The sequence below is a fragment of the Pseudomonas sp. URMO17WK12:I12 genome (assembly GCF_000514395.1).
GTDB lineage: Bacteria > Pseudomonadota > Gammaproteobacteria > Pseudomonadales > Pseudomonadaceae > Aquipseudomonas > Aquipseudomonas mucoides.
Genome location: NZ_AZVV01000012.1, coordinates 128201 through 140763, shown reverse-complemented (window position 1 = coordinate 140763; position 12563 = coordinate 128201). Strand labels below are relative to the sequence as shown.

Sequence of the window (12563 nt, the reverse complement as noted above, 5' to 3'; positions counted from 1 at the left end):
AAAACCGTAAGGTTAAATTGTAAAGAATGTAAATTCTTCGCGAATAATAACGTTTCGCAATTGATACAAATACGCGTCTACCCTATATTCCGCGTCCTCAAATCCTTGGGGAGGGGAATTCAAATGTCACGTCAACAACCACACGTACCGGTCAGTTCACCACGTTTGCTCGCATCGGCCATTGGCATGGCGATTACTGCCGGCTCCGCGGGCCATATGGTTTTCGCGGCGGAAAAAGCCGACGAAAAAGCACCGGGTAATGTGATTTCGCTGGGCGCGACCGCCATCACTGGCGAGGCCCAGGACGAGACTTCCTACAACGTCGAAAAAGCCTCCTCGCCCAAGTACACCGCGCCGCTGGTAGACACCCCGCGCTCGATCACTGTCATTCCGCAACAAGTCCTCAAGGACACCGGCGCCCTCAACATGCAGGACGCGCTGCGCACCGTGCCGGGCATCACCTTCGGTGCCGGTGAAGGCGGCAACCCGCAGGGCGACCGTCCGTTCATTCGTGGCTTCGACGCCCAGGGCGACACTTACCTGGACGGCGTGCGCGACACCGGTTCGCAGAGCCGCGAGATCTTCGCCGTCGAATCGATTGAAGTCAGCAAAGGCCCGAACTCGGCCATTGGCGGCCGTGGCGCTGCCGGCGGCAGCATCAACCTGGTGAGCAAAAAAGCCCACTTGGGCGACTCGAATGACGCGGGTTTTACCTGGGGTTCGGACCAGACCCAGCGTTTCACCCTGGACAGCAACTACCAGTTCACCGACACCGCCGCCGGCCGTCTGAACCTGATGAGCCACGAGAGCAACGTCGCTGGCCGTGACAGCGTCGACTACGACCGCTGGGGCATCGCGCCGTCGCTGGCCTTCGGCCTGGGCACCGACACCCGCGTGAACCTCGACTATTACCATCTGGAAAGTAACGACACCCCGGACTCGGGCATTCCGTACACCATCCCGGTGGCCGGTTCGGCTGCGCGCACCAAGTCCAATCCGGACAAACCGAACGATGGCGGCGACAGCTCAAACTTCTACGGCCTGAACGACCGTGACTTCCGCAAGGGCCGCACCGACACCGCGACCTTCGCCATCGAACACGACCTGAACGACGCGCTGACCGTCAAGAACACCCTGCGTCACGGCACCAGCATGCAGGATTACATCCTCACCCAGCCGGACGACAGCAAGGGCAACGTCAACAATGGCAGCGTCTGGCGTCGGGCCAACACCCGTGTCAGCAACACCGAGACCACGACCAACCAGACCGATCTGTTTGGTGACCTGTACATCGCCGGGTTCAAGAACAGCTTCGCCACCGGTATCGAGTTCACCCACGAGGAAAACCAGAAGTCCTCGTACAACGTCAACACCGACACCACCCCGCGAACAGCCGCAGCCACCACCAACTGCTCCCCGGCATTGATCGGCGCGCCAAGTGGTTACAACTGCACCTCGCTGTCCAACCCGAACCCGAAAGATCCTTGGAACGGTGCGATCTCGCGTAACTACGCCGGCACCGACACCAAGGCCAACACCTATGCGCTGTATGTGTTCGACACCCTGGAATTGTCCCAGCAGTGGCTGGTGAACATGGGGCTGCGTTACGACCATTTCGACACCGACTACAAAACCTTCAACAGTTCCAGCGTGACCACGTCCAAGGGCGATGACACCAGCGAGTTCGTCACCGGTCAGTTCGGTGTGGTGTACAAACCGGCGGAAAATGGCAGCATCTATGCGTCCTTCGCGACGTCGGCCACGCCACCGGGCAACACCCTGGGCGAAGGTTCGGAAGGCAACCCGCTGGGCGGCACGCCGGATCGCAACGGCAACCTGCTGAAAAGCGACCTGGAACCGGAAACCACCAAGAACTACGAAATCGGTACCAAGTGGGACTTGATGAATGATCGCCTGTCCCTGACCGCCGACATCTTCCGCACCGAGAAAGACAACGCCCGCGTTCAGGTCGACACCACAAGCTATGAAAACGCCGGCAAAACCCGCGTGCAAGGTGTCGAACTGTCGGCCACCGGCAAGCTCACCGACAAATGGCAAGTGTTCGCCGGTTACGCCTACATGGACAGCGAGCAAGTCGACGGCGGCCCGCTGGGCGCCGCCAACGATGGCAACGAACTGCCTAACACACCGAAAAACAGCGCCAGCCTGTGGACGACCTATCAGGTCACACCGAAGCTGACCATCGGTGGCGGTGCGTTCTATGTCGACGATGTCTTCGGCAGCGTGGCCAACACCACCATGGTTGATTCCTACGTTCGTTACGACGCGATGGCGGCCTACAAGCTGAGCAAAAACGTCGATCTGCAACTGAACGTACAGAACCTGACCGACGAAACGTACTACGACAAGGCCTTCTCGACCCACTTCGCCAACCAGGCGGCGGGCCGTACGGCATTGCTGAGCACCAACTTCCACTTCTGATTGCAGTCACTACAACACCTGTAGGAGTGAGCCTGCTCGCGACGACGGAGCCACATTCAACATTGATGTTGGCTGATACGCCGCCATCGCGAGCAGGCTCGCGCCTGCAGGAATGGGGGTGAAGACTGAAATCAGGGTGAGGCCCCGTTCATCTCCATGAACGGGGCTTTTGTGCGTAAAAAAGAATGTTTCTCGACAACCCACGGCATAATGCGCGCCGTGATGATAATTTTTTGAACGAACAAGGCGAGTGACGTGTTGAAGAAAACCCTGTTCCAGTTGCACTGGTTTTTCGGCATCAGCGCCGGGCTGGTCCTGGCCCTGATGGGCATCACCGGGGCGACGGTGTCGTTTCAGGATGAAATCCTGAACGTGCTCAACCCCTCCGTGTTGCAGGTCGAGAAGCAGGTCGCCGGCGTCCTGCCGCCCGTCGAACTGGTCGAGCGCATCGAAGCCGCGTCCGGCAAAAAAGTCTCGATGCTTTCCGTCGAGACCGACAGCGGCCATGCGGCCAAGGTGTTTTTCACCCCGCCACCGGGCCAGCGCCGCGGCGAAATGCGCTACGTCGACCCGTATACCGCCGAGCTCATGGGCGATGCCACCGGCCAGGACTTCTTCGGCTTCGTGCTGCAATTGCACCGCTTCCTGGCCATCGGCGACACCGGTCGCAACATCACTGGCGCGTGCACGCTGATCCTGGTGTTCTTCTGCCTGTCCGGCCTGTACCTGCGCTGGCCGCGCCAGTGGAACAAATGGCGGGCCTGGCTGACCCTGGACTGGAAGAAAAAAGGCCGCAGCTTCAACTGGGATTTGCACTCGGTAGCCGGCACCTGGTGCCTGGTGTTTTACCTCTTGGCGGCGCTGACCGGGTTGTCCTGGTCGTATGAGTGGTACAACAAAGGCCTGACCCGATTGCTCTCCGACGCCCCGCAAAACGAGCGCGTGCGCGGTGGTCGTGGCCCGGTGCCAAGCGGTCCGGCGCCCACCGCCGACTACGCGGCCATCTGGAGCAGCATCTACAGCGCCGCGGGCCCGGCACTCAGCGCCTACAACATCCGTATGCCGCCCGTGGCCGGCCAGCCGGCGACGGTGTTCTACCTGCTGAAAACCTCGCCCCACGACCGCGCCCTGAACCAGATCACCCTCGATCCGGCGACCGGCATCGTCAAGCAGCATGATCGCTACAGCGACAAGAGCCTCAAGGCGCAATTGCTGACCAGCATTTATGCACTGCATGTCGGCAGCTACTTCGGCATTGTCGGGCGCATCATCCTGACGATTACCGCACTGACCATGCCGTTGTTTTTCGTCACCGGCTGGATGCTGTACCTCGATCGTCGCCGCAAGAAAAAGCAGATCAAGGACGCGCGCAAAGGTCTCGAACAACCGGGTAGCGATGCACCGGCATGGCTGATCGGGTTCGCCAGCCAGAGTGGATTTGCAGAGCAATTGGCGTGGCAGACCGCCGGCCAATTGCAGGCCGCCGGCGTGCCGGTAAACGTGCAGCCGCTGGCGAGTGTCAGTGAACAGGATCTGTTGAATGCCACTAACGCGCTGTTCGTGGTCAGTACCTTCGGCGACGGTGAAGCACCGGACAGTGCGCGCGGGTTCGAACGCAAGGTGCTGGGGCGGGCATCAAACCTTGAGCGTTTGAACTACGCGGTGCTCGGCCTGGGTGATCGCCAGTATCAACACTTCTGCGGTTTCGCCCGACGCTTGCACACCTGGCTGGGCGAGCACGGCGGAAAAACCTTGTTCTCCCCGGTGGAAGTCGACAGCGGCGATCCGTACGCCTTGCGCCACTGGCAACAACAACTGGGCCTGTTGACCGGGCAAGCACCGGTCGACACCTGGCAGGCACTGAGCTACGACAATTGGACGCTGACCCGCCGCGAATTGATGAACCCGGACAGCATTGGCTCGCCGGTGTACTTGCTGGGCCTCGCCGCCCCGTCCACCAGCAGTTGGCTGGCGGGTGATCTGGTGGAAGTGTTGCCTCGTAACTGCCCGTGGGCCATTGAGCACTTCCTTGATGGCCTGGGCATCGACGGGCGCGCTGCGGTTGCATTGGATGGCTTGTCACAACCGCTGGAGCAAGCCCTCGCCACGCGTCAGCTGCCGGAGAACCGAGCCCATCTGGTCGGCCTGCACGCTCAGGCACTGGTCGATGCGCTGGTGCCGTTGGCCATGCGCGAATACTCCATTGCTTCGATTGCGGCTGACGGCCTTCTGGAACTGATCGTGCGCCAGGAAATGCACGCCGATGGCAGCCTGGGCATCGGCTCCGGCTGGCTGACCGAACACGCTCCCGTGGGGGGCACCCTCAGCCTGCGAGTGCGGCGCAACAGCGGGTTCCATCTGCCGGCCGAGCCGGTGCCGATGATCCTGCTGGGCAACGGCACCGGTCTGGCCGGGCTGCGCAGTTTGCTCAAGGCGCGCATTGCCGACGGGCAACAACGGCACTGGCTGCTGTTTGGCGAGCGCAATCGGGAACACGATTACCTGTGCCGCGATGAGTTGGAGGAGTGGTTGACTTCAGGCGACCTGGAGCGACTGGACCTGGCGTTCTCGCGAGATCAGGCCGAGAAGATTTATGTTCAGGATCGCCTGCGCGAGTCGGCGGATGAGTTGAAGCAATGGTTGGCTGATGGTGCCGTCATCTACATCTGCGGCAGCTTGCAAGGGATGGCGTCGGGTGTGGATCACGTGCTCAATGAAGTGCTCGGGATTGCTGAAGTCGATCGCCTGATCGAACAAGGCCGCTACCGTCGCGACGTCTACTGACACCACTAATCTCCTGTAAGAGTGAGCCTGCCGGCGATGACGGTTTAGGTTTAACATTCAACATATCTGTTGGCTGTTGTACCGCAATCGCGAGCAGGCTCACTCCTACAGGGGGGGCAGGCGTGCAACCATTAGACCGGTTGCACCTTCTGTTCAAACACACTGACCCCATCCAGATCCCGCAACACCACGCTCATCTCCCCCGTCTGCCCATCAATATTCACCTCGCCAAAAAACTGAAACCCGGCAAACGGTGAAGTGTTCTGCGCCGGCGGTGCCTTCTCGAATACCACCTCCGGGCCGAACGTCTTATCCAGCGGATTCGGCCCAAAACTCCCGGCGTTCAGCGGCCCGGCGACAAACTCCCAGAACGGTTCAAAGTCCTGAAACGCGGCACGATCCGGGTGGTAGTGATGCGCTGCGCAGTAATGCACGTCCGCCGTCAAAAACACGAAGTTACGTACCTGCTGCGCCCGCAGGAAACCCAGCAACTCAGCGATTTCCAGTTCACGCCCCTGGGCCGGTCCCGGGTCGCCATTGGCGACCGCTTCCCAGCGCGCCACACCCGGGCTGACTTCACCGTCGGGCACGCCCAAACCAATCGGCATGTCGGCAGCGATGACTTTCCATTGGGCTTGCGAGCCTTTCAATGCCTGCTTGAGCCAGTCCAGTTGCTCGCGCCCGAGAAAGGGTTTTGCCGCACCGAGGTTGTCGTCGTTGGCGCCGCGGTAACTGCGCATGTCGAGCACAAACACATCGAGCAGGGGCCCATAGCTGAGCTTGCGATAAATCCGCCCGCCGTGATCGGCGCTCTGCAAACGCATCGGAGCGTATTCGAGCCAGGCCTGTCGTGCGCGGCCGACCAGGTTGTGGATATCTTTCTCCTGATAGCGCGCGTCGAGTTGCTTGCCCGGCGACCAGTTGTTCACCACTTCATGGTCGTCCCATTGCCAGATCTGCGGAACCTCGGCGTTGAAGCGACGGATATTTTCGTCCATCAGGTTGTAGCGGTAGTTACCACGAAAATCGTCGAGGTTTTGCGCGACCTTGCTCTTGGCTTCGGTAGTGATGTTGCGCCACACCCGACCACTTTCAGTGGGCAGTTGCGCGGGCACCGGGCCGTCGGCGTAGATGGTGTCGCCGCTGTGGATAAAGAAGTCCGGCAGGCGCAATCGCATGGCTTCGTAGATGCGCATGCCGCCGATGTCCGGGTTGATGCCGAAGCCCTGGCCGACGGTGTCGCCACTCCAGACAAAACGAATGTCGCGGCGGGTTTGCGGCACGCTGCGCAAATGGCCAAACCAGGGTTCGCTGGCGACACCGCTTTGGGCATCTTCGAAGGTCACGCGATAGAAAATCGCCTGATCGGCAGGCAGGCCGGTGAGTTCGACCCGCGCAGTGAAATCGGTGCGCGCATCCGCCAGTGGCGAGACAAACCGGCGCGGGTTGCTGAACAGGCTGCGGGTGTCCCATTCCACGACCATTCGCGCGGGGCGGTCGCTGCGGCTCCAGACCATCGCCCGGTCGCCCAGCAGGTCGCCGGACTGCACGCCGTCAGTGAGTTGCGGACGATCCTTGACCGAAGCGATCACAGCCGGCGCCAGCCCTGGCAACAACAGCCCGGCGCCCACCGCTTGCATGACCCGACGGCGACCGAGGTCGAATTCGCTCATGGTGTTCTCCCTGAAAAGGAAAACTAAAGCACATACCCATGACGCTGGTGTGAAAGGCAATCCCTGTGGGAGCGGGCTTGCCCGCTCCCACAGGGATTGGTATCAGGCGTTGGCGGGTTCCAGTGCCTGCTCCACCGTTTCAGGCCGTTTGAGCAGCGCATACGCCACCGCCGTCAGCAGGCTCCCGGCGACAATCGCCAGCAGGTACAACAGCGCATGATTGATCGCATTGGGGATCGCCAGCACAAACAAACCACCGTGCGGCGCCATCAGCTTGCAGCCGAAATACATCGACAACGCCCCGGTCAGTGCACCACCGGCAATGCTCGCCGGGATGACCCGCAGCGGGTCTTTCGCCGCAAACGGAATCGCGCCTTCAGAGATGAAGCACAACCCCAGCACCAACGCCGCTTTACCGGCTTCGCGCTCGGTCTGGGCAAACTTGCGCCGTGCGATGAACGTGGCGATGCCCAGGCCAATCGGCGGCACCATGCCGGCGGCCATGGTCGCGGCCATCGGTGCATAGCTCTGTGACGCCAACAGGCCCACCGAGAACGCGTAAGCCGCCTTGTTGATCGGCCCGCCAAGGTCCACGCACATCATGCCGCCCAGCAACACACCGAGCAGAATCGCGTTGGTGGTGCCCATGCTATCGAGGAAGTGGGTCAGCCCTTCGAGCATCCCGGCCACCGGTTTGCCGACCACGTAAATCATCACCAGGCCGGTGAACAGACTCGCCAGCAACGGGATGATCAGGATCGGTTTCAGCGCCTCGAGACTCTGCGGCAAACGCGCGTAGCGGTTGATCGCCTGCGCCGCATAACCGGCGATGAAACCGGCAATGATCCCGCCGATAAAACCGGCCCCGAGGGTACTCGCCAGTAGACCGCCAATCATCCCGGGCGCCAGGCCCGGCCGGTCGGCAATCGAGTAGGCGATGTAACCCGCCAGCAGCGGCACCATCAACTTGAACGCGGTCTCGCCGCCGATCTGCATCAGCGCCGCCGCCAACGTGCCCTGCTCCTTGAACGCGGTGATACCGAACACAAAGGACAGCGCGATCATCAAGCCACCCGCCACCACCATCGGCAGCATGAACGACACACCGGTCAACAGGTGTTTATAGACGCCGGTTTTCTCTTGCTTGACCGGGCCGTTGGCGCCGCTGGCAGCGCTTTCCTGCCGACCTTCGGCCAGCGCTTTATTCAGCGTCGCCTCGGCCTGTTTCAGCGCAATGCCGGTGCCGCAGCGGTAAATTTTCTTGCCAGCGAAACGCTCGGTGGCGACTTCGATATCACAGGCCAGTAGCACCACGTCGGCATCTGCAATCGCCGCCGCGCTCAACGGATTGCGCGCACCGACCGAGCCCTGGGTTTCCACTTGCAGGTCGTAACCCAGACGCTTGGCGGCTTGTTGCAGGGCTTCGGCGGCCATGAACGTGTGCGCGACGCCGGTCGGGCACGCGGTGATCGCGACCAGTCGAGGCGCGTTCTTAGTGAGGACGGCGGACTCGGCGACCGCGTCAGGGGCAACGTACACCTGAGCTTCTTGAGCACCGCGCCGCAGCACCGCTTCAACATCTTGCAGGGCTTGCGCCGGAGTGCACTGGAACACGCGTTTGCCGACGAATCGCGTCATGTCAACCGGCACGCTGGTCACCAGCAACACCCACTCCGCACCCTCGATCGTGGCCGCCGACAGCTGACGCTCCGGATGCGTCGCATCCACCACTTCAACGCACGTCATCCAGCCCTGACGCTGAGCCGCCGCATCGAGCAAACGGGCGCACAGCACACTGGTGACCATGCCGTTCGGACAGGCCGTAACAATGGCTAACTTCATCACAATCCCTCTTATTGTTCTGTCAGGGGGCGCACGCGCACGCCCTGTTCGAGCTGCGCCAATTGCGCGGCATCGCCGATGCCGAAACCGATCTGGGTGACCGCCATCGCGGCAATCGCCGTGGCGGTGCGCAGGGTCTGTTCAGGCGTGTCGGCGCTGAGCAAACCATGGAGCATGCCGGCCAGTAACGAATCGCCCGCGCCCACCGTGCTGGCGACGCTGACCTTGGGCGGCGTGGCATGCAGCGCCGAACCGACGCTGAACCAGTTCACGCCATCGGCACCGTGGGATATCACCACATGCTCAATGCCTTGAACGTGCAAGCGACTCGCGGCTTCGGCTTGTGCCGCGACCGAAACAACCTCACAGCCGAGCGCATCGGCCAGCTCTTCAGTGTTCGGTTTGATCAGCCATGGGCCGGCCTTGAGTGCAGAACGCAACGCTTCACCGCTGGTGTCGAGGGCGACGTTCAACCCGAGTTTTTTCAAGCGCACGATCAACGCCTGCAACCAATGCGCACTGACGCCCAGCGGCAAGCTTCCGGCGACGACCACAGCATCATGGCCCGGTGCGATCTGCTCAAGACGATCGAGCAACGCCTGCTGCGCCGCTTCACTCACTCGCGGCCCCGGACCGTTGACGTCGGTGATGCGCCCGTCGCTTTCCGCCAGTTTGATGTTGCTGCGAATCTCGCCGGGAACGCGGATGAACGCGTCGACAAAACCACGTTTGGCAAACAGGGTTTCGAACGCCTGTAGATTGTCTTCCCCAAGAAAACCGCTGACGGTGAGCTGATGACCCAGGTCCGCCAGCACTTGCGCCACGTTTATGCCTTTGCCGGCGGCGTGGGTGTGCATGGCGTCGCTGCGGTTGACCTGACCGGGTTCAAGGCGCGGCAACTGAACGGTCAAGTCCAGCGCCGGGTTGAGGGTCAGGGTTAAAATCCGGGCCATTACAGAGCCTCCACTAATGCGCGCACTTCATTGGCGCTGCCCACGGCCAGGGCCTGTCGGGCGAGAATTTGCGTCTGGGCGAGGCTGAGTTCGCGAATGCGCGCCTTGACCTCGGCAATGCTGCGCCCCGACACGCTGAGTTCGTCCACCCCCAGACCGACCAGCACCGACACCGCCAGCGGATCGGCCGCCAACTCGCCGCAGACGCCGACCCATTTGCCATGGGCATGCGCCGCACGCACGGTGATGTCGATCAGTTGCAGCACCGCCGGGTGCAAGCCGTCGGCCTGTGCGGACAAGGTCGGATGGCCACGGTCGATGGCCAGGGTGTATTGGGTCAGGTCGTTGGTGCCGACGCTGAAGAAGTCGACCTCTTTGGCCAGCACCGGTGCCAGCAATGCCGCCGACGGCACTTCGATCATGATCCCCAGTTGCAGGTCGGCGACCGGGATTTCCAGGCGCAAGCGCTCGGTCATGTCCCGCGCCTGACGCCATTCATCAACGCTGCCGACCATTGGAAACATGATCCGCAGCGGGCGGTTGTCGGCGGCCCGCAGCAGGGCGCGCAATTGCGCTTCCATGATTTTCGGGCGCTGCAGGGTCAGGCGAATACCGCGTACGCCGAGGAACGGGTTTTCTTCTTTGGCGATCGGCCAATACGGCAGCGGTTTGTCGCCACCGACGTCGAGGGTGCGCACCACCAGCGGCCGACCGGCCAGACCGTCGAGGACGCGACGGTATTCGACTTCCTGAGTGGCCTCATCCGGCGCTTGCGTATGGGCCATGAAAATCAGCTCGGTGCGCATCAAGCCAATGCCTTCGGCACCCTGCTCTACCGCACTGACTACACCGGCGCTCTCGCCAATGTTGGCGAACACTTCGACCGCGTGGCCATCGGTGGTCAGCGCCGGTTGATGACGTTGTTCAGCGGCCACTTTCAGGCGCTGTTCACGGGTGTCGCGTTCCTCGATGGCGCGTTGCAAGGTCAGTGCATCGGCGTCCACATGCAGGCGCCCGCGCTGGCCGTCAATCAGCAACGGCGTGCCCGGCGCCAACAGCAACACCGCCGCGCCAGCACCGACCAGCGCCGGAATACCCAGCGCCCGGGCGACAATGGCGCTGTGCGCCGTGGCGCCGCCGCGAGCCGTGAGAATGCCGGCGACACGGGCCGGATCGAGACGCGCGACGTCGGACGGACCGACTTCGTCCATCACCAGAATGTAAGGCTGGTCCGGCTCGCTTGGCGTTTCGACGCCGCTCAGTTGCGCCAGCACGCGCCGGCCGATGTCGCGCAAGTCCGCCGCACGTTCGGCGAGCAACGCATCCTGCAACGATTCCTGCTGTCTTGCCGCCGCTTCGATCACCGCCATCCACGCCGCTTCGGCGCTTTCGCCTTGCTTGAGGCGGGTGTCGACTTCATCGGTCAGTTCCGGGTCGTCGAGCATTTCCTGATGAGTGATGAAAATCTCGCGGATCGCCTTGGAGGTGCTGCGCTCGATCAGGCCTTCGATGTCGCGACGCACCTGCGCCAGCGCCTGTTTGAGACGCTCGCGCTCGACGGCGGCCGACTCACCGCGCAGCGGGTATTCGATGGTTTGCAACACTTGAACATGCGCCGGGCCGATGGCAATGCCCGGCGCTGCGGCGATGGCTTGAATCAGGCTGCCGGACGCCGGGGCGAGCAGCACTTCGGCTATCTCGGCGATTTCTTCGCGTTGTTGACTCACGGCTGGCAACGGCTCGATTTCTTCGCCGAGGCCTTCTTCGATGGCGCCCAACAAGGCCGGCAAGGCATCGGCGGCGATGCTCGGCTCGGCAATGAATTCCAGCACCTGACCCCGACGGGCGCCGAGGCTGAGCAGTTTGCTCAAGCTCTTCACTGACACCGCGCTGTCCTGGCCGTCGACGATGCGCACGCGAATTTCGCCTTCAAAACTTTTCGCTAGCTGGGCGAGGATCTTCGCCGGGCGCGCGTGCAAGCCGTGGGCGTTGGCCAGTGCGATGCGCGCGCTCGGCCAGTCCGCCGGCAATTCACCGCCAAGGACTTCGAGCACTTTGCGGCTGCTGGTGGCGCGGCCCAGTTCGTGGCCACGGCCTTCAATCAGCAACGCACACAGACGTTCGAGCAAGGCCTGATGGGCTTCACCGAGGCTGGCCAGGCAGAACAGACCGCTGAGCGGCTGGCCAAGGTAGCGAATCGGTTTGTCCGGGGTGACGAAGGCCAGACCCGGGCGCTTGACCGTTTGTTCGCTGTGTAACCACCACAAGCCATCGCCCAGGGGCAACGCTTCGACCTGTTGCAACACGGCGGAGAAACCGTTGCTCACACAATCAGCCTGACGCAGCAACCGCGCGCCACGCCAGACCAGTTCTTCGAAGTCATCGGCCGACACACCCAAGCCGATCATCTGCGCATCCAGCGCCAATTCCTGCGGCGCGCCTTGCAGCAGTTTCAACAAGGCCTCGGCGGAGCTTGCGCGACGCAAGGCCTGGCCCAGGTCGGTTTCGCCGAGGGCGCGGGTCAACAGTTGCAGCAAGCGTAAATGTTCGTCGGACTTGGCCGCGATGCCGATCGCCAGGTACACGATCTGGCCGTCGCCCCAATCCACGCCTTCGGGAAACTGCATCAGCCGCACGCCAGTGGAAAACACCAGGTCGCGGGTTTGCGGTGTACCGTGAGGGATGGCAATACCTTGACCGAGAAAAGTCGAGCCCTGAGCCTCACGCGCCTGCAACCCGGCCAGGTACCCGTCGGCGACCAGGCCATCGGCAACCAGATGCTCGGCCAGTAGCTGCAACGCAGCGGATTTATCCACAGCCGACTGGCCCATGGATATCTGCTCTAGAGTGAGCTCGAGCATGCTTTCTC

At 62.2% G+C, this 12563-nt stretch carries 6 protein-coding genes; 2 read left to right on the top strand and 4 right to left on the bottom strand.

What is annotated here, in order from left to right:
- Positions 1 to 123 precede the first annotated feature (123 nt).
- Positions 124 to 2442: a TonB-dependent siderophore receptor gene (locus D882_RS0117855; protein ID WP_027924481.1), complete on the top strand. Its 2319-nt coding sequence runs from the start codon at positions 124 to 126 to the stop codon at positions 2440 to 2442.
- A gap of 255 nt (positions 2443 to 2697) precedes the next feature.
- Positions 2698 to 5226, top strand: a complete 2529-nt coding sequence (locus D882_RS0117850; protein ID WP_027924480.1) for a sulfite reductase flavoprotein subunit alpha — start codon at positions 2698 to 2700, stop codon at positions 5224 to 5226.
- Positions 5227 to 5357: 131 nt separating this feature from the next.
- Here D882_RS0117850 and D882_RS0117845 read toward each other — a convergent pair whose 3' ends face one another.
- The 4 genes from D882_RS0117845 to ptsP form a co-directional block, all read right to left on the bottom strand.
- Positions 5358 to 6899 carry an alkaline phosphatase gene (locus D882_RS0117845; RefSeq protein WP_027924479.1) on the bottom strand — a complete coding sequence of 514 codons (1542 nt, stop codon included), beginning with the start codon at positions 6897 to 6899 and terminating at the stop codon, positions 5358 to 5360.
- A 102-nt stretch (positions 6900 to 7001) separates the two neighbouring features.
- Positions 7002 to 8741 (bottom strand): PTS fructose-like transporter subunit IIB, encoded by a 1740-nt coding sequence (locus tag D882_RS0117840; protein ID WP_027924478.1) that lies wholly within the window; start codon positions 8739 to 8741, stop codon positions 7002 to 7004.
- An 11-nt stretch (positions 8742 to 8752) separates the two neighbouring features.
- On the bottom strand, positions 8753 to 9694 hold the full coding sequence (gene pfkB, locus D882_RS0117835) for a 1-phosphofructokinase (RefSeq protein ID WP_027924477.1): 942 nt from the start codon (positions 9692 to 9694) through the stop codon (positions 8753 to 8755).
- Entirely contained in the window at positions 9694 to 12555 is a 2862-nt protein-coding gene (gene ptsP, locus D882_RS0117830; RefSeq protein WP_027924476.1) for a phosphoenolpyruvate--protein phosphotransferase, read from the bottom strand. The genes pfkB and ptsP overlap by 1 nt, the downstream gene beginning before the upstream one ends.
- Positions 12556 to 12563 lie beyond the last annotated feature (8 nt).

Bases quoted from the DNA above. Each gene is read 5' to 3' on its own strand.
- D882_RS0117855 (WP_027924481.1), top strand. From the start codon at position 124: ATGTCACGTCAACAACCACACGTACCGGTCAGTTCACCACGTTTGCTC.
- D882_RS0117845 (WP_027924479.1), bottom strand. From the start codon at position 6,899: ATGAGCGAATTCGACCTCGGTCGCCGTCGGGTCATGCAAGCGGTGGGC.
- D882_RS0117840 (WP_027924478.1), bottom strand. From the start codon at position 8,741: ATGAAGTTAGCCATTGTTACGGCCTGTCCGAACGGCATGGTCACCAGT.
- pfkB (WP_027924477.1), bottom strand. From the start codon at position 9,694: ATGGCCCGGATTTTAACCCTGACCCTCAACCCGGCGCTGGACTTGACC.
- ptsP (WP_027924476.1), bottom strand. From the start codon at position 12,555: ATGCTCGAGCTCACTCTAGAGCAGATATCCATGGGCCAGTCGGCTGTG.